The 20,321-nt window shown below is 74.5% G+C and carries 18 protein-coding genes and 1 tRNA gene; 11 read left to right on the forward strand and 8 right to left on the reverse strand.

From position 1 onward, the window contains the following. Window positions 1-42: 42 nt before the first annotated feature. From C5N14_RS23935 to C5N14_RS23950, 4 genes are all read right to left on the reverse strand, one after another. On the reverse strand, window positions 43-1,524 hold the full coding sequence (locus tag C5N14_RS23935; RefSeq protein ID WP_117670978.1) for a tyrosine-type recombinase/integrase: 1,482 nt from the start codon (window positions 1,522-1,524) through the stop codon (window positions 43-45). Window positions 1,525-1,626: 102 nt separating this feature from the next. Then, window positions 1,627-1,699: transfer RNA gene (locus C5N14_RS23940), tRNA-Arg, on the reverse strand. Window positions 1,700-1,826: 127 nt separating this feature from the next. Continuing rightward, a complete protein-coding gene (locus C5N14_RS23945; protein WP_243639988.1) occupies window positions 1,827-2,876 on the reverse strand; it encodes an alpha/beta hydrolase in 1,050 nt (349 codons plus the stop codon). 96 nt (window positions 2,877-2,972) lie between these two features. Next, window positions 2,973-3,395 (reverse strand): HPF/RaiA family ribosome-associated protein, encoded by a 423-nt coding sequence (locus C5N14_RS23950; RefSeq protein ID WP_117670858.1) that lies wholly within the window; start codon window positions 3,393-3,395, stop codon window positions 2,973-2,975. A 383-nt stretch (window positions 3,396-3,778) separates the two neighbouring features. Here C5N14_RS23950 and ssb point away from each other — a divergent pair, with 383 nt between their 5' ends. From ssb to C5N14_RS23975, 5 genes are all read left to right on the forward strand, one after another. Further along, the gene (ssb, locus tag C5N14_RS23955; RefSeq protein ID WP_117670860.1) at window positions 3,779-4,615 is read left to right on the forward strand and encodes a single-stranded DNA-binding protein; all 837 of its coding nucleotides are present in this window, start codon (window positions 3,779-3,781) and stop codon (window positions 4,613-4,615) included. 98 nt (window positions 4,616-4,713) lie between these two features. After that, window positions 4,714-5,103, forward strand: coding sequence for a VOC family protein (locus C5N14_RS23960; RefSeq protein WP_117670862.1), 390 nt, complete (start codon window positions 4,714-4,716; stop codon window positions 5,101-5,103). 179 nt (window positions 5,104-5,282) lie between these two features. After that, a complete protein-coding gene (locus C5N14_RS23965) occupies window positions 5,283-6,302 on the forward strand; it encodes a cobalamin biosynthesis protein (protein ID WP_117670864.1) in 1,020 nt (339 codons plus the stop codon). Next, a complete protein-coding gene (locus C5N14_RS23970; RefSeq protein ID WP_117670980.1) occupies window positions 6,299-7,843 on the forward strand; it encodes a cobyric acid synthase in 1,545 nt (514 codons plus the stop codon). Before C5N14_RS23965 ends, C5N14_RS23970 begins: the two co-directional genes overlap by 4 nt. 293 nt (window positions 7,844-8,136) lie before the next feature. Further along, window positions 8,137-9,198, forward strand: a complete 1,062-nt coding sequence (locus C5N14_RS23975; RefSeq protein WP_117670866.1) for a hypothetical protein — start codon at window positions 8,137-8,139, stop codon at window positions 9,196-9,198. Window positions 9,199-9,226: 28 nt separating this feature from the next. On the opposite strand, the gene C5N14_RS23980 is transcribed toward C5N14_RS23975, so the two are convergent. Further along, window positions 9,227-9,628, reverse strand: a complete 402-nt coding sequence (locus C5N14_RS23980) for a rhodanese-like domain-containing protein (RefSeq protein WP_117670984.1) — start codon at window positions 9,626-9,628, stop codon at window positions 9,227-9,229. Between the two features lie 125 nt (window positions 9,629-9,753). Here C5N14_RS23980 and C5N14_RS23985 point away from each other — a divergent pair, with 125 nt between their 5' ends. From C5N14_RS23985 to C5N14_RS24000, 4 genes are all read left to right on the forward strand, one after another. Further along, entirely contained in the window at window positions 9,754-10,398 is a 645-nt protein-coding gene (locus tag C5N14_RS23985; protein ID WP_117670868.1) for a uridine kinase, read from the forward strand. A gap of 36 nt (window positions 10,399-10,434) precedes the next feature. Beyond that, entirely contained in the window at window positions 10,435-11,787 is a 1,353-nt protein-coding gene (locus C5N14_RS23990; RefSeq protein ID WP_207892855.1) for a dipeptidase, read from the forward strand. 77 nt (window positions 11,788-11,864) lie between these two features. Continuing rightward, window positions 11,865-12,071, forward strand: a complete 207-nt coding sequence (locus C5N14_RS23995) for a hypothetical protein (protein WP_117670870.1) — start codon at window positions 11,865-11,867, stop codon at window positions 12,069-12,071. A 132-nt stretch (window positions 12,072-12,203) separates the two neighbouring features. Then, window positions 12,204-13,784, forward strand: coding sequence for an ATP-dependent DNA ligase (locus C5N14_RS24000; protein ID WP_117670872.1), 1,581 nt, complete (start codon window positions 12,204-12,206; stop codon window positions 13,782-13,784). Between the two features lie 71 nt (window positions 13,785-13,855). Here the strand turns inward: C5N14_RS24000 and C5N14_RS24005 are convergent, their stop codons facing one another. The 3 genes from C5N14_RS24005 to C5N14_RS24015 form a co-directional block, all read right to left on the reverse strand. Beyond that, window positions 13,856-14,734 (reverse strand): hypothetical protein, encoded by an 879-nt coding sequence (locus tag C5N14_RS24005; protein WP_117670874.1) that lies wholly within the window; start codon window positions 14,732-14,734, stop codon window positions 13,856-13,858. 119 nt (window positions 14,735-14,853) lie between these two features. Further along, on the reverse strand, window positions 14,854-15,675 hold the full coding sequence (locus C5N14_RS24010; protein ID WP_117670876.1) for an SURF1 family protein: 822 nt from the start codon (window positions 15,673-15,675) through the stop codon (window positions 14,854-14,856). Window positions 15,676-15,802: 127 nt separating this feature from the next. Further along, window positions 15,803-17,935 carry a transglycosylase domain-containing protein gene (locus tag C5N14_RS24015; RefSeq protein WP_117670878.1) on the reverse strand — a complete coding sequence of 711 codons (2,133 nt, stop codon included), beginning with the start codon at window positions 17,933-17,935 and terminating at the stop codon, window positions 15,803-15,805. Between the two features lie 133 nt (window positions 17,936-18,068). Here C5N14_RS24015 and cobC point away from each other — a divergent pair, with 133 nt between their 5' ends. Both cobC and cobT read left to right on the forward strand, forming a co-directional pair. Further along, on the forward strand, window positions 18,069-19,151 hold the full coding sequence (gene cobC, locus C5N14_RS24020; RefSeq protein WP_117670880.1) for an Rv2231c family pyridoxal phosphate-dependent protein CobC: 1,083 nt from the start codon (window positions 18,069-18,071) through the stop codon (window positions 19,149-19,151). Next, window positions 19,151-20,221, forward strand: coding sequence for a nicotinate-nucleotide--dimethylbenzimidazole phosphoribosyltransferase (gene cobT / locus C5N14_RS24025; protein WP_117670986.1), 1,071 nt, complete (start codon window positions 19,151-19,153; stop codon window positions 20,219-20,221). The genes cobC and cobT overlap by 1 nt, the downstream gene beginning before the upstream one ends. Window positions 20,222-20,321 lie beyond the last annotated feature (100 nt).

The raw sequence follows: 20,321 nt of genomic DNA on the forward strand, positions 1-20,321 counted from the left end.
GCTGTCGGAGGTGCGACACTTCTGCCTGGTTGCAAGGGGCTGTTAAGTGGCGGCATCCATCCGCTTTGACTTCCGCTCATCGCGAGGGTGCGCGACGGTTGCCCGGCGGCCTCGGACGACGCTTACCAAGCCCTCCGCCACCAGCAGCGCTACGGCGCGATGGGCGGTTCCGACCGAAACGCCGTGCGCTACAGCCAGCTCGGCAACGGCAGGGAGTTGGTCGCCGGGCCGAAGCTGACCAGTGGCGATCTGCTCGCGTAGCTCAGCCGCTATCACTTGGTACGGGCTGCTCGACGAAGTGCCTTGAGCTGGCGTGACAGGGCGCGGCGGCATTCGAGCGGCCAGCGTCCCGGCCGCACGCTGGTCTGACTCTGACAGCCAAGCGGCGTAGACCCGGAGCGTCGTCGTTCCACCTCCACCGTGGCCGAGACGTCCGGCGACTGTCCGCACGTCGACTCCCGCGTTGATCAGTTCGGTTGCCGAGTAGTGGCGCAGGGCGTGAATGTGGCTGTTGATGCCGAGCCGGGTGGCGAGTCGGCCGTACCGCTGGGTGATGGTGTCGGGCCGGTAGCCGCGGTTGTTGTCCGGCTCGGGGGAGAAGACGTAGTGGGCGGGATCGGCGTCCGCGTCGAGCTGTGCCAGGCGCTCGATGTACCGGCCGTGCAGCTCGCGCAACACTTCGATCGTTTCCGGGTCGAGCGCTACCCGCCGCTGCTGGTGCGTCTTGGTGTCCTTCTCTCGCAGCTCGCCGTCTGCGTCCAGGTAGGAGCTGCGCCGCAGCGTCAGCACACCGGCGGCCAGGTCGAGATGGTGCCAGCGCAGCGCGCACAGCTCGCCGCGCCGGGCGCCCGTCGTCATGGCGAGCCAGACCAGCGCGCCCCAGTCCGGATCGCGCCACGCCTCGTTGATGATGCGCGCGGCGTCGGCCGGGTTCGGCGGCTGTGGGTCGGGATGCGGGGGCGCGGGTGGCTCGGCCTGCCCGGCGGGATTGACGGCGATCCAGCGCCACCGGACGGCGCGGCTGAGGGCACCACTGAGGATCCAGTGGATCTGCCGCACTGACGAGGCGCTGAGCGGCTTGCAGACGTGCGGCCGGCACTTCGCCGTGCAGGTGTGCTCACCCTGCACCCGGTGCTTTACGTACGCCTTGCCTCCGCACCAGTCACGGCAGCGGCGCAGGCTCGCGTAGAACGACTCCAACGTCTCGGCATCTAGCCGGGTCAGCGCCAGCTTGCCGAGCACCGGCCGAACGTGCTTGTTGAGCTTGTTCACGTAGCCCATACGGGTGGTCGCTTCGATGTCGGCGACATCCAACCACTTGTCGAGCAGTTGGTTCAGCGTCGCTCGGGTGCGTGGGCTGCGCTTCTCGTCAACCTCGTTGAGGAAGCGGGTACGTACCTTCTCCGCCTCTCGTTCGGCGGTCCGACCGGCCGGGACCGTCTCGGTGAGGTAGTGCCGCTTGCCAGTGAGCGGGTCGACACCCGCGTAGACCCTCACGCGGAGTGACCCGCTGGGGAGCTTCATGATCTCGCCACGTTGCCGCTTGACGCCTGCCACGGGGCCGACAGTAGCTCGATAGCTCCACGAATAGCTCCACGGGAGCCATCCGGCTGAGAGAAGTACCTGTGCGCCCGGCAGGATTCGAACCTGCGGCCTTGGGATTAGAAGTCCCCTGCTCTATCCGCTGAGCTACGGGCGCGCGTGGTGGGTGTCGCGCCAGAAGGGTACCGCCGCACCTGCGGGAGCGGGTGCGACGGGGCAGGGCGTCGACCTCCTGCCAGGGTCGCACGACCCGACCGCGCCGGGCACCCCAGTTTGTTCCCCCGTCAGCTCGGCGCAATCGCCTCCGCACCCTGCCCGCCGACGCCCGCTCGCTGCCCGACAACGCCCTCGGCCGGCTGACGGCTCGTTGGGGCCGCGGGCGTCGGCCCGGCGCCGAGGAACGCCTCCGCCCAGCGGCCCACCTCGGCGAAGACCTTCTCCCGTACGGCGGGGCCGGAGAGGGTCAGGTCGTGCAACCCGCCGTCGAAGCGGGCCAGGGTCACGTGCCGGCCCAGGCGGGGTGCCCAGCGGACCATGTGCTCCACGTCCAGCACGGCGTCGGCGAGCGCGGCCGACTCGTGCCACTTCGTGCCCCGGAAGCTGCGGGTGGAGCAGGCCAACAGCACCGGTACGCCGATGTCGAGGCCGGCCCGCAGCTTCCGCTGGCCGGCGCGGACCGCCGACAGCCAGCCGGCCCGGACGGGGAACCCGGCGAGCGGCTTCCACGCCAGGTCGTACGTCCACTCGCCGCGCCGCTCGGCGTGCAGGCTCTCGCCGTACACCGAGCCGAGGCCGGCGGGGAGGATGCGGCGCGGCGCCCGGCGGGCCAGGCGGGAGACGGCGGCGGCGAGGGGTCTGCGCACCACCCAGGGGGCGTTGATGTCGAAGAAGGGGCTGTTGAGGACGAGCCCGTCGACGATGCCGGCGTCGCGCCGGGCGTCCGCCCACAGCGAGATGACCAGGCCGCCCGTGGAGTGGCCCATGGCGAGCAGGGTGCCGTGGCCGTCGTCGTCCCGGACGATCTTCGCAGCGGCGTCCAGTTCGGGGAAGTAGTCGCCGAGGTCGAGGCAGAAGTTCGGGGTCTGGTGCGGCAGCAGGCTGCGGCCGTACTTGCGCAGGTCGAGGGCGTAGAAGTCCCAGCCGCGCGCGGCGAAGAAGTCGGCCACGTGGGTCTGGAAGAAGTAGTCGACGTAGCCGTGCACGTACAGCACGGCCCGCCCGGTGGGGCGCTCGGCCCGGCGGCGGACCAGGGTCGCGACGACCGGACCCTCGTCGTCGGTGCCCAGGTCGATCGTCTGCCGCTCGTACGGCGGCCCCAGCACGTCCGGTTCCACGACCGCGACGGTACGCCGGGAACCTACCAGGCGGTAGCCCCGAAGCGGGAGGGTGGGACGCGTCCCACCCTCCCGCCGGTCAGGTCCGGTTTCCGATCAGGCCGGCTCGGCGTCGACCCGGACGACGTCGTCGAGAGCGACCTCGTCCGGTCCCGCCTCGGCCTGGCCGGTGTCGCGCAGGTGCTTGTTGTGCCGGGGCTCCTGCCGGGTCTTGGCGTCGTTGAGCCGGCGGCGCAGGTCGTCGCGCACGTCGTTGAGCGCGGCGTGCAGGTCCTCCTCCGTCGAGGTGGTGACGATCTTCTGCCGGCCGGCGATCCAGCACTCCAGAGTGACCTTCTGCCCCCGGACCTCCCGGTCCTTCACCGAGACCTCCAGCTCGGTGGCGTCGGCGTGGAAGCCGGCCAGCCGGGCGTCGAGGGTGGCGAACTGCTCGGCGATCCAGTTCCGGTCGCCCCGGGAGAACCCGGTGCCGACGCGCAGACACTCGGACACGGTCGCGGGGTTCGCCACGGCGCTCATCGGCGCACCTCGCCCTCGGTACGGACGGAACCGGTCGTACGGAGTCGGCAGAGAGTCATCTTCCGTGGCCCTTCTGATCGGACGGCGGGTCGCCTGTCGTCGGCCGGCGTGCCGTCGGTGGTGCTCGGTTGATCAAGGCTGTACCCAGTAACGGTCCGTCCGGAAACGCCCCGGCTCTACGCGACCCGGCGACCGGCCGCCGGCCGAGGACGTTGACCCCACCAGGGGACATAGCACACCGGGACCTTGATCAGGCTGTTGTCCACAGGCCGCCCCGTTGTCCACAGGTGGCGACCGGCCGATGGCGACGGGCGGCCGGGGCGGCCAGGCTCGGCGGTGAGTCGACTCGCATGGCAAGTCCCCGGTTCTCCCCTGGAGGGACGATGTTCGACACCTACGTAACAATTGTCGGAAATGTCTTAACCGCGCCCGAGTGGCGGCGCACCACCCAGAGCAACACGCTGGTGGCCAACTTCAAGGTCGCCTCCACCGCCCGCCGGCTCGATCGGGACAGCGGCCGGTGGGTCGACGGCAACAGCCTTCGGGTCCGCGTCAACTGCTGGCGCAAGCTGGCCGAGGGGGTCGCCTCCTCGGTGATGGTCGGCGACCCGGTCGTGGTGGCCGGCCGCCTCTACACCCGGGACTGGACCGACGAGGCCGGCAACCACCGCACCCTCTACGAGATGGAGGCGGTCGCGGTCGGGCACGACCTGGCCCGGGGGCGGGGGCGGTTCCTGCGCAACCGGCCGAGCATGGCCACGAGCGCCGTCGAGGACGCCGAGGCGGAGAGCCGGGTGCACGGGGAGCCGACCGAGCGGGTCCCGCGGGGGCAGGCGCCCGCCTCGGCGGCCGACCGTCCCCTCGACGAGGACTTCGAGCCGGGCGGCTTCGATCCGGCCCGGGGCTCGTTCGACGCCCCGCACGCAGGGCGGGACCCGGCCGGTGGCCCCGACTTCGAGAACCTGGCGGGGGACCCCTTCGACGACCGGGCCGATCCCGCCGACGACGAGCTGACGGAGTTGGGCGTCGACGGCGGGGACGACCTGTCCCCGTTGCCTGACGGCGAGGCACCCTCCGGCGATGTCGCCAGGGCCGGTGAGGTCGGCCTGTCGGCCCAGGGCGGTCACGACGACCCGGAACCGCCCGGCGGTGAGCCGGACGGGGTGACGCCCGACCGCCGGGGCCGGCGGGGCCGTGGACGGGTCCCGGTGCCCGCCTGACGATCGGCCGGGGCGCTCGACGGGCTGGCACGGGGCAGCCCGTCGAGCGTCGTCCGTTCCGATTCCCCCGGACCTGCCGTGCTGTTAGCGTTCGGGCCGTGCGCGGGGAGATCAGGCTCGATCATTGCGTGATCGCGGTGAGCGACTGGGACAGGTCTGCGACCTTCTACCGGGATGTGCTCGGTGCCGAGGTCGTCGGGCATCCCGGCGGCCGGGTCGCGTACCGGTTCGGCGACCAGCAGCTCAATGTTCACGGCCCCGGCCTGGACGTCGGGACGCTGGTCGCTCGTCTTCCTGTCGCCCCCGGCGGCAGCGATCTGTGTTTCTCCTGGCCCGGAACGGTGGACGAGATTCTCGACCATCTCCAGCGGCACGCCGTCGCCGTGGAGACCGGGCCGGTCGACCGCGACGGCGGGCGTGGCCACGGCCGGAGTGTCTACTTCCGCGATCCCGACGGAACTCTGCTCGAACTGATCAGCTACCAGTGACGGCCGGCCGTGGCGGTCGATCAGACGGCCCGACATGGCCTCGGGTGTGAGGTCGGCATAGCGGCCGTGGCGGCCGAGCGTGGCCCCGCCCGGGGGAGGCGCTGCGCGTGGGAAATCCGACCGGTGCGGGGTTTTCGTCAATCACCGCGGCTAGGCTGGCCGGCCGGAGGTGGTGGCAGGTGCGGCAGTCGGTCGCCGTGGCTAACGCGGCAGGTCTGGTGGCGGGGTACGCCCTCGACTCTCTCCTCGGTGACCCCCGGCGGTGGCATCCCGTGGCCGGCTTCGGCCGGGCGGCCGGGGCGCTGGAACAGCGCGTGTACCGGCCGGACCGTACCGCCGGGGTGGTGTTCACCGCGCTCGCGGTCGGCGTGCCGGTGCTGGTCGGCGCGGCGGCGACGGTGGCCACCCGGCACCGGCCGGTCGGCCGGGCCGTGCTGATGGCCGCCGCCACCTGGACGGTGCTCGGCGGGCGCACCCTGCGCCACGAGGCGAAGGTCATGGGCCGGGCGCTGCGCGGCGGGGACCTGCCGAAGGCCCGCCGCCGCCTGGGGCACCTGTGCGGGCGGGACCCGTCGACGCTCGACGAGCGGGAGCTGGCCCGCGCCACTGTCGAGTCGGTCGCCGAGAACACCTCCGACGCGGTGGTGGCGCCGCTGCTGTGGGGGGCGGTCGCCGGCCTGCCCGGCCTGCTCGGCTACCGCGCGGCCAACACGCTCGACGCGATGGTCGGCCACCGGTCGCCCCGGTACGCCCGGTTCGGCACCCCGGCGGCCCGCCTCGACGACCTGCTCAATCTCGCCCCGGCCCGGCTGACCGGGCTGCTCACGATCGCCCTCGCCCCGACCGTGCACGGCGACCGGAGTCGGGCGTGGCGGGTCTGGCTGCGGGACCGCAACGACCATCCCAGCCCGAACGCCGGGCAGTGCGAGGCGGCGATGGCCGGGGCGCTCGGCGTACGGCTCGGCGGGCGCAACGTCTACTTCGGGCGGTCGGAGGTGCGGCCGTACCTGGGCGACGGGCCCCGCCCCGAGGCTCGGCACCTGAAGCGGGCCGCGAGGATCTCCGGCGCGGTCGGGCTGGCCGCGCTCGGCGTGGCCGCCGCGTACCCGGTCACCGCGGGTCGGCTGGTCGGCGCGGTGGCGAGGACGGGTTGGCGGGCCGTGGCCGCCCGGGCGCGCGGGGCGGGGGAGGGGCGGTGAGCGGGGGGCTGCTGGTCGCGGGGACCACCTCCGACGCGGGCAAGAGCGTGCTCACCGCCGGGATCTGCCGGTGGCTGCACCGGCGCGGGGTGAAGGTCGCGCCGTTCAAGGCGCAGAACATGTCCAACAACTCGGCGGTGGTCCTCGGCCCGGACGGCCGGGGCGGCGAGATCGGCCGGGCCCAGGCGATGCAGGCGGCGGCCTGCGGGATCGCCCCCGACCTGCGGTTCAATCCGGTGCTGCTCAAGCCGGGCAGCGACCGGTCCAGCCAGGTGGTGCTGCTCGGCGAGGCCGTCGACACGGTCACCGCCGGCAACTACCGCGCCCTGCGGCCCCGGCTCGCCGAGGCGGCCTTCGCCGCGCTCGCCGAGCTGCGCGAGGCGTACGAGGTGGTGGTCTGCGAGGGGGCCGGCAGCCCGGCGGAGATCAACCTGCGGGCCGGCGACTACGTGAACATGGGGCTGGCCCGGCACGCCGGGTTGCCCACGATCGTGGTGGGCGACATCGACCGGGGCGGGGTGTTCGCCTCGATGTTCGGCACGGTCGCCCTGCTCGACCCGGCCGACCAGGCGCTGATCGCCGGCTTCGTGATCAACAAGTTCCGGGGCGACCTCGGCCTGCTCCAGCCGGGGCTGGACATGCTGCGCCGGGTCACCGGCCGCCCCGCGTACGGGGTGCTGCCCTGGCACCTGGACCTGTGGCTCGACGCCGAGGACTCCCTCGCGTACGGCCGGGTGCTCGGCCGGCCGGCGGCCCCGCACGGCACCGACTGGCTGGACGTGGCGGTGGTCCGGCTGCCCAGGATCAGCAACGCCACCGACGTCGAGGCGCTGGCCACCGAGCCCGGCGTCCGGGTCCGGCTGACCGTGGAGCCCGCCGAGCTGGCCGCCGCCGACCTGGTCGTGCTCCCCGGCTCCAAGTCCACGGTGGCCGACCTGGCCTGGCTGCGGGAGACCGGGCTGGCCGACGCCGTGGCGGCCCACGTGGCGGCCGGGAAGCCGCTGCTGGGCATCTGCGGCGGCTTCCAGATGCTGGGCCGGGCCGTGCACGACCCGGTGGAGAGCCGCGCGGGCAGCGTCCCGGGGCTGGGCCTGCTGCCGGTCGAGGTCACCTTCGAGGAGCGCAAGACCGTCCGGCAGTCGGCCGGCACCGCCGCCGCCGACCCGGGCGTCCCGGTCCGGGGGTACGAGATCCACCACGGGTACGTCTCGTCGGCCGACCCGGCGCTTCCGCCCCTGCTGACGTACGACGACGGCACGGGGGAGGGGGCGGTGCTCGGCGCGGTGCACGGCACCCACTGGCACGGGGCCTTCGAGTCCGACGGGTTCCGCCGCCGGTTCCTGACCGAGGCGGCGCGGCTCGCCGGCCGCACCGGCTTCCGGGCCGCCCCGGACACCGCGTTCGCCGCCGCCCGCGAGCGGTCCCTGGACCTGCTCGGCGACCTGGTCGAGGAGCACCTGGACACCGAGGCCCTGTGGCGGCTGATCGAGTCCGGCCCACCCGCCGGGCTGCCGTTCATCCCACCCGGCGCACCCAACTGACCCACCCCACCCCACCCCACCCCCGCCCCGCCCGCCCCCGTCCCCCGCCCTCGATCGGCGCAAATTCAGAGAATGTGTGGTCATGGAGCGCCGAAAGGCCACACATTCTCTGAATCTGCGCGGCTGACGGGGGTGAGGTGGGGCGGCGGCGGGGCGGGGTGGGTGGGGGCGGGTGGGGTGGGGGTAGTGGCGCGTCGCACATTTTTGGACAGTGCCTGGCCGGGCCGCACCGGGTGCTCACGGGCCCGGGGAATGGGCCGTGCGGGGGCAGGCGTGCTCGCTAGGCTGCGCCGATGATCTTCAATCGCAGGGGGAAGCTGGCGGACCGGATCGCCGACGTCGAGGCGGCCGTACGCGAGCGCGACGGCACCGCCATGACCAGGGCCGTGCCGAGGGTCTGGCAGGTGGCGCAGCAGGCGTCCGTCGCGGAACTGGACGCCGTGCTGCCCCGGTGCGTGGCGCTGCTGCCGCAGCTCGGCACCGGGGCCGGGGGCCAGTTCTCCGTCCTGTGCGGGGCGCTGGTCGAGCTGGGCGCCCGCCCCGACCCGCTGGTCGCCCCGGTGGCCGACGGGTTCTCCGCCGCCCTCACCGGCGCGCACCGGTTCCGGTCCGGCTGGCAGCGGGTACGCGGCGACGACGCGCCGCCCGACCCCGACGATCCCGCCACCATGGACGCGGCGATCGGCGTGCTGACCGAGGCGTACGACGACGAGCAGGCCGCCTTCGACGCGGTCCAGGGCTGGTACGCGGCCGGCACCTGGGCGATGCCCACGATCACCCTGTTGCAGCAGTCCGCCGCCGTGCGGGCCACGTTCCCGCACCGGGAGCGGCTGCTCGCGGTCGGGGCGGAGCTGGCCGGCGAGCGGCCCGACCTGGACTGCGTCCTCGGGCTGCTGCGGGTGCTCGACGGCGAGCGGCTGCTCGTGCTGCACCGGGAGACCGGCCGGGGCTGGCGGGTCACCATCGACGGCGTCGCCGACAACTTCCAGCTGCACACCCTGCTGGCCGGGGCGCTCGCCGGGCCGGCCGAGCGGGGGCTGATCGAGGGGCTGGCCGTCGACCCGTCCTGGGTCGCGGTGGCCACCGACGCGCCGGAGGACCGGTTCGGCGGCACGGTCGTCGGCAGCTTCAACCTGGTCGACGGGCACGGCAAGTGGATCTGGAACGAGGGCGCCCCGGCGGACATCCCGCTCTTCGACGACACCCGCGTCGTGGTCCTGGACCCGCCGCCGTACCAGCGGAGCTGGAACAACATCAGGCGGTTCCCGCTGATGTCCGCGGCGCTGGTCGTGGACGGGGCGCTCACCCCGGCCGAGGCGGCGGACTGGCTGGCCCGGGTGGCCGAGCCGGCCTGACCGCAGTCGGCCTGACCGCAGTCGGCGATCAGTAGCGGACGTCGGCGGGGCGGTCGGACATCGGCAGCCCTGCCTCCCGCCACGCCTCCACCCCGCCGACCATGTCGGTGGCGCAGTGCAGGCCGAGCGTGCGCAGGCTGGCCACGGCGAGGCTGGAGCTGTAGCCCTGGCGGCACACCAGCACGATCTCCCGGTCGTACCCGGTGGCCTCGGGGACGCGCCAGTCGCTGGCCGGGTCCAGCCGCCACTCCAGCACCGTCCGGTCGATGACGACCGCGCCGGGCAGCTCGCCCTGTTCCCGGCGCTGCGCCTCGGTTCGGGTGTCGACGAGCAGCGCGCCGAGGCGTACCGCCTCGACGGTCTCGTGCGGGGTCAGCCGGCGGACCCCGGAGCGGGCCTGTTCCAGCAGGGCGTCGACGCCCGGGCTCATCACGTTGTGGCGCACGGCACGATCATGCCCACCGCCCGCGTGGTCCGCGCAATGAAACCGCCCCGGTTCGACCGGACGACGTACCCGCCGGGATCGGGGCGCCCCGGGCGGCTAGCGTCGGGCCCGTGGTGGTGCCGGTCGTCGAGACGTACGCCGAACTGGGCCGGCGGGTGCTGGCCGGGCCGGCGCGGTTGGGGCGTACCCGACTGGTGGCGGTCGACGGGTGCAGCGGCGCGGGGAAGAGCGTCTTCGCCGCGCGCCTCGCGGACGCCCTCGCCGCGCTGTCCGGCGGCGGGCGACCGCCGGTGGTGCACACCGACGACCTGCTCGACGGCTGGTCCGACCAGCTCACCTTCTGGCCCCGGCTGGAGGCGCGGGTGCTCGCGCCGCTGCGCGCCGGCCGGCCGGGCGGGTACCAGCGGTACAGCTGGGCGCGCAGGTCCTTCCTGCCCCGCGAGGTGCCGGTGCCGCCCGCCCCCGTGGTGCTGGTCGAGGGGGTCAGCGCGGCGCGGGCCGTGGTCCGGCCGGAGCTGACCCTGTCGGTCCTGGTCGCCGCGCCCGCCGAGCTGCGGCTGGCCCGGGCGGTGGCCCGGGACGGGCCGGGGATCCTGCCGGAGCTGCGCCGCTGGCACGCCGGCGAGCGGGCGCACTTCGACGCCGACGGCACGGCCGACGCGGTGGACCTGGTGGTCGACGGCGCCCCGGCCGCGCCGCACGATCCCGACCGGGAGTACGTCCGCCTCCGGGCCGCGGGCGGCCGGTGGAGGTAAGGCCGGCATACGATGCCGGTCATGACCTCACCGATCATGTCCGACGCCGAGGTGCGGGCCGCCGTCGAGCGGGAACTGCCCGGCGTCCGCGCCGACCTGGAACGACTCGTCCGCATCCCCGGCATCGCCTTCGAGGGCTTCGACCACTCGCACGTGGAGCGCTCGGCCGAGGCCGTGGCGGAGCTGCTGCACGGCTGCGACCTCGACGTGCGGATCGTGCGCTCGGGCGGGCAGCCGGCGGTGATCGGGACGAGGGCCGCCCCGCCCGGCGCGCCGACCGTGCTGCTCTACGCCCACCACGACGTGCAGCCGGTCGGCGACCTGTCGCTGTGGGAGTCCGACCCGTTCGAGCCGGTCGAGCGCGACGGCCGCCTCTACGGGCGGGGCGCGGCCGACGACAAGGCCGGCATCATGGCGCACGTCGCGGCGCTGCGCGCGTTCGGCGACCGGCTCCCGGTCGGCGTGGTGCTCTTCATCGAGGGCGAGGAGGAGTACGGCTCGGACTCGCTGGAGCGGCTGCTCGCCGAGCACCGCGACGAGCTCGCCTCGGACGTCATCGTGATCGCCGACTCCGCCAACTGGGACGTCGGCGTGCCGGCGCTGACCACCTCGCTGCGCGGCATCGTCAACTGCTTCGTCGAGGTCCGCACCCTGGACCACCCGGTGCACAGCGGCATGTTCGGCGGGCCGGTGCCGGACGCGCTGACCGCGCTGGCCCGGCTGCTGGCCACCCTGCACGACGACGCCGGGGACGTGGCCGTGGCCGGGCTGGCCGGCCGGGAGGGGGCGTCCGTCGACTACCCGGAGGACCGGTTCCGGGCCGAGGCCGGGCTGGCCGAGGGGGTGTCGTTCATCGGCACCGGCCGGATCACCGACCGGCTGTGGACCAAGCCGGCGCTCGCGGTGCTGGGCATCGACGCGCCGGCCACCGGCGAGGCCCCCAACGCCCTGGTCCCGGCGGCCAAGGCCAAGCTCAGCGTACGGCTGGCGCCGGGCGACGACCGGAAGCGGGCGTACACGGCGCTCCAGGAGCACCTCGCCAAGCACGCGCCGTGGGGCGCCCGGGTGACGGTGACGTTCGAGCACGATGGCGATCCGTGCGTCATCGACGCGTCCGGGCCGATGTTCGACGCGGCGCGGGACGCCTTCCGTACCGCCTGGGACGGCACCGAGCCGGTGGACGTCGGCATCGGCGGCTCGATCCCGTTCATCGCCACCTTCCAGGAGATGTTCCCGCAGGCCGCGATCCTGGTGACCGGCGTCGAGGACCCGCACGCCCGGGCGCACGGGCCGAACGAGAGCCTGCACCTGGGCGAGTTCGCCCGGGTCTGCCGGGCCGAGGCGTTGCTGCTGGCCAAGGTGGCCGCCGCCGGCACGAACCGGAGTTAGGTGACGAAACGGTAACGTCGCAGTTCAGGTGGATGTTCTCGGCGTGTCGGGAGCGGAGCTGTTATAGCCTTTCGAACATGAGTACGAACGAGGTGATGGCCCGGCTTGAGGCCGCCGTCAGCGCTCTGGGGGACGTCGACGTCTCCGCGTGGCCCGAGGACACGCTCAAGGACCGGATCGGTGATCTCTCCACCGCCCTGGTCGCGCTCGACGCGATGCTCTCCCGGGTCGCCGACGAGGTGCGCGCCCGTGGCCTGCGCATCGAGGAGCCCGTTCCGGCCTGATCAGGTCGTCGCCGGGCCGGTCTGGGGGGAGTGGCCCGGCGTCGGGGGGCGGCTGAGCGCCCGGAAGCGGCAACTTCCGGGCGTCCGCCGCGTATCCCCAGCGGTGTCGGGGGTGGCTGGCAGGATGGGAGCGTGCGGTTCCTGGACCTGGCGGCCACCTCCGCCGCCGTGGGCGCCACCAGCGGCCGGCGGGCCAAGGTGGAGCTGCTCGCCGCCGCCCTGAAGTCGCTCGACCCGGCCGAGGTGCCGGCGGGGGCCGGCTGGCTCGCCGGCGAGCTGCGGCAACGCCAGACCGGAGTGGGCTGGGCCGGCCTGCGTGACCTGCCGCCGCCGGCCGCCGAACCGACCCTGACCGTCGCCGCGGTCGACGCCGCGATCGACGAGATCGCGGCGGTGCGCGGCCCCGGCTCCCAGGCCCGGCGCCGGGCGCTGCTCGATGCCCTCTTCGCCGGGGCCACCGCCGACGAGCAGCGCATGCTGCGCGGGCTGTTCAGCGGCGAGCTGCGCCAGGGCGCCCAGGCGGGGCTGCTCGCCGACGCGGTCGCCCGGGCCGCCGACGTGCCGCTGGGCGCCGTCCGCCGGGCCCTGCTGCTCGCCGGCGACCTGCGCGCGGTCGCGGTGGCCGCCCTGCGCGGCGGCGCCGTCGCGCTGGCCGACTTCGGGCTCCAGGTAGGCCGGCCGCTCGCCCCGATGCTGGCCCAGAGCGCCCCCTCGGTCGACGAGGCGCTGGCCGCGACCGGCGTCCCCGCCGTGGTCGACGTGAAGCTCGACGGCATCCGCATCCAGGTGCACCGCGCGGGCTCCGACATCGCGGTCTTCACCCGCAGCCTGGACGAGATCACCGCCCGGGTGCCCGAGGTGGTCGCCGCCGTCCGGGCGCTGCCCGCCCGGGAGCTGGTGCTCGACGGCGAGGCGATCGGGTTGGACGCCACCGGCCGGCCGCTGCCGTTCCAGCAGACGGCCAGCCGGGCCGCCCGGCGCACCACGCCGAGCACCGCCGGCCCCGCCCCGGTCGCCCCGGCGGTCCTCGCCGCCGCCGGGACCACCGGCGAGGCCGTGCTGACGCCGTACTTCTTCGACCTGCTGCACCTCGACGGGGAGGACCTGGTCGACCGGCCGGGCCGGGAGCGGTGGGCGGCGCTGGCCGGGGCCGTCGACCCGAGGCTGCTGGTCGGCCGGTTGGAGGTCGACGGGCCGGAGCCGGCCGGGGCGGCCTTCGCCGCGGCCCTGGACGCCGGCCAGGAGGGGGTGGTGGTCAAGTCCCTCGACGCCCCCTACGACGCCGGGCGGCGCGGCGCGGCCTGGGTGAAGGTGAAACCCCGGCACACCCTCGACCTGGTGGTGCTCGCGGTGGAGTGGGGCAGCGGCCGGCGCAGCGGGTGGCTGTCGAACCTGCACCTCGGCGCGCGGGCCTCGGGCAGCGGCGAGTTCGTCATGCTCGGCAAGACGTTCAAGGGGCTCACCGACGAGTTGCTGCGCTGGCAGACCGAGCGGTTCCTCGCCCTCGCCGTGGAGCGGGGCGACTGGGTGGTCCGGGTCCGGCCCGAGCAGGTCGTGGAGATCGCCTTCGACGGCGTCCAGACCAGCTCCCGCTACCCGGGCGGGCTGGCGCTGCGCTTCGCCCGCGTGGTCCGTTACCGCAGCGACAAGACCGCCGCCGAGGCGGACACGATCGACGCGGTCCGGGCCATCCACGCCGGTCGCCGGTCCTGACCGGCCCCCGGGGCCACCCCGTCGGCGGGCGCTGTCCCGTGACGGAGGGCCCCGGGCCGGCGGCGTCGGGGTCAGCGCATCGACAGCGACCGGGCGTAGTTGACCTGGTTGTTGACGTGCATGACCTGCCCCTGGTCGGTGACGGGGATGCGGGCCACGTACTGCCGGGGCCCGCTGGTGACCGTGACCTGCACGGTGCCGTGGTGCCGGGTCTCCTTGATCAACAGGAAGAGCAGGCTGAAGATGGTGAGGCAGAAGAACCCGAGGACGGCGCAGACGATCGCCCAGGGGGCGATCTTCTCCTCCTTCTGCCAGTAGTCGGCGACGTGCCACTGCGCCCCGGCCAGGGGCAGCACGCCGGCCGGCGTACGGATCTCCGGCGGCGTCACCATGATCTCGCCGATCTGCACCGCCACGGCGGACGGCGCCCCGTAGTGCGGGCCGCCCGGGGCCGCAGTCGGCGGCGCCATCACGGGCGGGTGCGGCCCGGGCCGACCGGCGGCCGGCGGTACGGAGTACTGAACCGGCGGTGCCGAGTACGGGTCCGGCGGTGCGGAGTACTGGGCCGGCGGCGCGGAGTACGGGGCGGGCGGTGCCGAGTAGTGAACCGGCGGCGCGGAGTACTGGGCGGGCGGTGCCGAGTACTGGTCCGGCGGTGCCGAGTACTGGGCGGCTGCCGGGGCTGCCGGGAACTGGTCGGCAGGTGGGGCGGGGAACGGCCGCGTGGCGGGCAGTGCGGCGGGCAGTGCGACGGGCGGGGGAGCGGCGAACGGGTTGGCCGTGGCCGGAAATCCGGCCGGCGGGGTCGAGTACGTCGTCGACCGGGGCGTGACCGCCCAGGGATCGGTCGACGGGTGCGTCGTCGTCACCGGCTCCGACGGATGCGCCAGGGGCGGCGGCTCCGGGTGCGGCGGCTCCGGGTGCGGCGGTGGCGTGGGATCAGGGGTCACCGTGACCCCCCACGGAAGTTGATCACCTGCGGACACTACAACGTTCCGCCGTGTCGCGGGCCCGCCGATCGTCCGGCGGCTGGCCGGAGTTCCCCTCCGAATCGTCGAGCCCGCAGGTGTCAGGCCGGGGTGGTCGGGATGGGCTCGGCGGCCCGGTCGACCGGCTTGCGCGGCTCGTCCAGCCCGGCCATCCGGCGGGCCTCCCGCCGGGCCACCCAGCCGTAGCCGAAGAGCGTCATGGCGGCGAACAGCCACCACTGCACCACGTACCCGAAGTTCTGCCAGTTGTTGGTGTGCCCGATCGGCACCGCCTGGAACAGCGGGTCGGCGGCCGGCGTCTGCTCGTCCAGCAGGACGTACGCGCCGTGCACCGGGTACGGCAGTTCGCCGGCCAGCCGGGGGACGGCGATCCGACGGGTCTCCAGCCGGCCCGCGCGCCGGTCGACGGCCCCGCCGCCGCTCTCGGTCGGGTGCACCCGACCCACCACGGTCACCTCGCCCTGCGGCACCGGCGGAAGCTGCGGCTGGGCCATCGCGCCGCCGGGCGCCGGCGGCACCCAGCCCTGGTCGACGAGTACGGCCGTGCCGTCGGCGAGGACCAGCGGGGTGACCACCTCGAAGCCGACCCGGTTGTCGACCGTCCGGCCGCGCACCAGGACGACGTTCGCCGGGTCGTACCGCCCGGTCGCGGTGACCCGGGTCCAGGTGGCCTCGTCGGCGGGGGCCGGGCCGGCGGTGCCGGCGCCCCCGCTCGGCGCGGGCACGGCGTCCCGCAGCGGCACCGGGGCCATCCGCTCCCCGGCGTCGATCCGCTCGTTGATCGCCGTCCGGCCCCGGTAGCGGTCCAGCTGCCAGTTGCCGAGCAGCACCATCACGGCCGCAGCGACCAGGGTCAGTGCGAGGATGCCCAGCCAGCGTGGCGTCAGGAGGAACCGGTACACGCGTCGAGGCTACCCGTATGACGGCCACCACTGGCCGCGGCGGGCCACCACGGCCCCGCAGCCGCCGGCCGGGCCGGGCGTAGGCGGGCTACAAGGAGCACCGGGCGGTGCTCGGGTGGGTGGTGGGTCAGCCGACTATTGCGTCGGAGGGTGGGGTGAACTGGCGGGTGGGTTGGCCCTTGAGGGCGTCGTGGAGGGTCTGGGCGACCGCGTTGACCGGGATCTGGGACTGGCCGTCGCCCACCGCGTTGAACGGATTGTCCGGGTCGGCGATGAAGCTCGCCGCCGCCAGCTCCGGGGTGTACCCGACGAACCAGGCCGACCGGGTGCTGTCCGTGGTGCCCGTCTTGCCGGCCACCGGCCGTCCCACGGTGCCCCGCACGCTGTCCGCCGTCGACCAGCCCCCGCAGCCACCCTTCGCCGGGGTGTCCCCGGTGGGGCAGCGGGCGGCGTCGGTGGCGGCCCGGGCGGCGTCCGCGCTGACCACCTGTCGGCAGCGCGGCTTGGCGATCTCCCGCTCGATCCCGCCGGCCGTGGTGTACGTCGCCGGATTGCCGTCCCGGTTGCTGATCGACTGGACCGGCATCGCCTCGCAGTACCGCCCGTCGGCGGCGATCGCGGCGTAGGCGTTCGCCATCTCCAGCGGGGTGGCGTCGGAGACGCCGAGGGTGAACGCGCCCCACTTCTTCGCCTTGCCGGGTGACGCCTGCTCCCGGTCGACGTCGGTGCGCCAGCGCAGCCCGAGCTGCTCGGCGAGCCGGACCGCGGCGTCCGCCCCGACCTTCTCCTCCAGTTGTACGAAGTAGGTGTTCACCGACTTGCCGAAGCCGGACCACATGGTCTGCCGGCCGGTCATCGCGGCGCTCGCGTTGGACGGGGCCCAGCCGTCGTAGATCGCCGACTGGTACTTGTACGGCGAGTCGTACGCGGTGGACAGCGGCATGCCCGCGTTGAGCGCGGCCAGCATCGGGAACATCTTGAACGTCGACCCGGCCTGGTACCCGGGCAGATCGCCGCCGCCGAGCAGCGGCGCGACCGTGTTCGGGTAGTTCGCCTTCACCTTCGGGCCGGCCTCCGGGTTCGAGCTGAGCCCGTTCTCGCTGACGTCCAGCGAGTAGTTCCGGTTCACCGCCATCGCCTTCACCCGCCCGGTCCCCGGTTCGGCGAGCACGATGCCGTTGGCGAACGGGCTGCCGGTGCTGTCCTTGGCCCCGACGTTGTTCTCGGCCGCCTCCTGCATCTTCGGGTCGATGCTGAGCACGATCCGGTAGCCGCCCCGGCGCAGCTTGTCCATCCGTTCCAGCCGGTTCTCGCCGAACGCCGGCTGCGCGCTCCACCAGTTCTTGAGGTAGTCGCAGGCGAAGCCCCAGCTGTTGTACTTCTCCGGCAGCGAGGCGCAGTCGTTCGGCGGGTTGGTCAGCCGTAGCTGGATCGGCTCGGCCTTCGCCGCCGTGGCGTCGTCCGGCGAGAGGTAGCCGAGCTGGGCCATCCGGTCGAGCACGTAGTTGCGCCGCCCGGTGGCGTCCTTCTGGTCGGAGGTGACCGGATCGTACTCCGACGGGGACTTGACCAGGCCGGCGAGGGTGGCCGACTCGGCCGGGGTGAGGGTGGCCGGCGTCTTGGAGAAGAAGATCTGCGCGGCGGCGTAGATGCCGTACGCCCGGTGGCCGAAGTACGCGGAGTTCAGGTAGCGCTCCAGGATCTGCTCCTTGCTCAGCTCCTTCTCCACGTCCAGGGCCATCCGCATCTCCTTGACCTTGCGCAGGCTGGTCTGCTGGGTGGCCTCCTGGACCTCCTTCGGGGTCCGGGCGCTGTCGCGCAGGGCCATCCGGACGAACTGCATGGTCAGGGTCGACGCGCCCTGGGACACCCCGCCGGAGCGGGAGTTGGCCACGAAGGCCCGGGCGACGCCCTTCGGGTCGACGCCGTGGTGTTGGTAGAAGCGGCTGTCCTCGGCGGCCACGATGGCCTGCTGGATGTTCGGGGACATGTCCGACAGCTTCGTGTAGCGCCGGTACTCCTCGTAGAACATCGTCAGCACGGTCTTGCCGTCGGGCGCGTACAGGTAGGAGGTCTCGGCGGGCAGCGCGGTGCGCAGGATGTTCGTCTTCTGCTCCACGGCGTGCGCGGTGGCCTTGGCGCCGAGCCCGGTGAAGGCGGCCAGCGGGTAGAGGGCTCCGGCGAGCACGATGCCCGCGATCAGCCCGGCACGTAGGAGAGGGACGAGACGACCAGCGCCAGCAAGGGGTCGGTTGCTCACAGGGTCAAGCTATGACATTTCCGATTCGGAAATGAGAAGAATTCATAAACGGGAAGGTGGGTCGGCGGGTGGTGACGCGGCCCACCCCGGGATGCGCTGTCCCGCACGGCGGCTTCCCGGCAGGATCGCGGACATGCGTGCTCAGCCGGCATCGACGACCCCCACCCGGGATGAGCCGGACCTCGGCCACCACGGGGACGCCGAGGTCGGCGACGGCCTGGTCGACCTCGCGGTCAACGTGCGGCGGGCCCCGATGCCGGACTGGCTGGCCGACCCGATCACCGCGGCGCTGGGCGACCTGGCCGCGTACCCGGACCCCCGGCCGGCACGCGCGGCCGTCGCCGGCCGGCACGGGCGTCCCCCGGAGGAGGTACTGCTCACCGCCGGGGCGGCCGAGGGGTTCGTGCTGCTCGCCCGGGCGCTGACCGGGATGCGCCGGCCGGTGGTCGTGCACCCGCAGTTCACCGAGCCGGAGGCCGCGCTGCGGGCCGCCGGGCACGAGGTCGAGCGGGTGCTGCTCGACCCGGCGGAGGACTTCCGGCTCGATCCCGCCCGGGTGCCGGACGACGCCGACCTCGTCATGATCGGCAACCCGACCAACCCCACCTCGGTGCTGCATCCGGCCGCCGATCTCGCCGCGCTGGCCCGCCCCGGCCGCGTCCTCGTCGTCGACGAGGCGTTCGCCGACACCACCGCCGCGCCCGGCGTACCGGGTGAACCGGCGTCCCTGGCCGCCCGCCGGGACCTGCCCGGCCTGGTCGTGGTGCGCAGCCTGACCAAGACCTGGGGGCTGGCCGGGCTGCGGATCGGCTACCTGCTCGGCGACGCCGGGCTGCTGGCCCGGCTGGCCGCGGCCCAGCCGCTCTGGGCGGTCTCCACCCCGGCGCTCGCCGCCGCCACCGCCTGCGCCTCCCCGGCCGCCGTCGCGGCCGAGCGCGCGATCGCCGCCGCGCTGGCGGCCGACCGCGACCACCTGTCCGCCCGCCTGTCGGCCCTGCCGGGGGTACGCGTCGCGGGCCGCCCGGCCAGCGCGTTCGTGCTGGTCCACCTGCCCGGCGCGGCCGAGGTACGGCAGCGCCTGCGCCAGTGCGGCTGGGCGGTACGCCGGGGCGACACCTTCCCCGGCCTCGGCCCCGACTGGCTGCGGGTGGCTGTACGCGACCGGGCCACCACCGACGCGTTCACCCAGATACTGGCGGAGATCCTGGAGGCATGATGCTCGAGTCCACGGTCGCGGCGATCCGGCCGCTCGACGAGCCGGCGATGGTGGCCGCCGGGGAGCTGCACGGCCGGCTCACCAAGCCGGCCGGCTCGCTGGGCGCCCTGGAGGAACTCTCCGTCCGGCTCGCCGGGCTGGCCGCCGCCTGCCCCCCGCCGCTGCCCGAGCCGGCCGCCGTGGCGATCTTCGCCGGCGACCACGGCGTGCACGCCCAGGGGGTGACCCCCTGGCCGCAGGAGGTCACCGCGCAGATGGTCGGCAACTTCCTGGCCGGCGGGGCGGTGGTCAACGCGTTCGCCCGGCAGGTCGGCGCCTCGGTCACCGTGGTCGACGTCGGCCTCGCCACCCCGCTGCCGCCCGCCCCGCCCGTCCCGGCGGGCGGTCCCCGGCTGGTGGCGGCGAACGTACGCCCCGGCACCCGTGACCTCGCCGTCACCGCCGCCCTCACCCGGGACGAGGCCCGCGCCGCCGTGGAGACCGGCATCCGGGTCGCCCGGGAGTTGATCGACGCCGGGGCGGGCATCCTGCTCACCGGGGACATGGGCATCGGCAACACCACCCCGGCCGCCGTGCTGGTCGCCGCGTTCACCGGCATCGCCCCGGCCGAGGCGACCGGTCGGGGCACCGGGGTGGACGACCCGACGTACGCCCGCAAGGTCGACGTGGTCCGGGCGGCACTGGCCCGGCACGCCCCCGACCCGGCCGACCCGCTCGGCGTGCTCGCCGCGGTCGGCGGCCTGGAGCACGCCGCCCTGGCCGGGCTGATCCTGGGCGCCGCCGCTCGCCGGGTGCCGGTGCTGCTCGACGGGGTGATCGCGGTCAGCGCGGCGCTCGCCGCCGCCGCGTTCGCCCCGGAGGCGGTGGGCGCGATGGTCGCCGGGCACCGCTCGGCCGAGCCGGGCGCGTCGGCCGCGCTGCGCCACCTCGGGCTCGACCCGCTGATCGACCTCGGGCTGCGCCTCGGCGAGGGCACCGGCGCGCTGCTCGCCCTGCCGGTGGTCACCGGCGCGGTCCGGGTGCTGCACGAGGTGGCCACCTTCGACTCGGCCGGGGTGGCCGAGAAGTGAGCGGGCGAGCGATCCGGTTCCGTGCCACCGCGGGGCGGGGCGAGCGGACCGTCCGGCCCGGCGGCGCGGCGTCCGTCGCGGTGGCACGCAGCGGGCGGAC

It is taken from the genome of Micromonospora sp. MW-13, from assembly GCF_003434305.1.
GTDB lineage: Bacteria > Actinomycetota > Actinomycetes > Mycobacteriales > Micromonosporaceae > Micromonospora.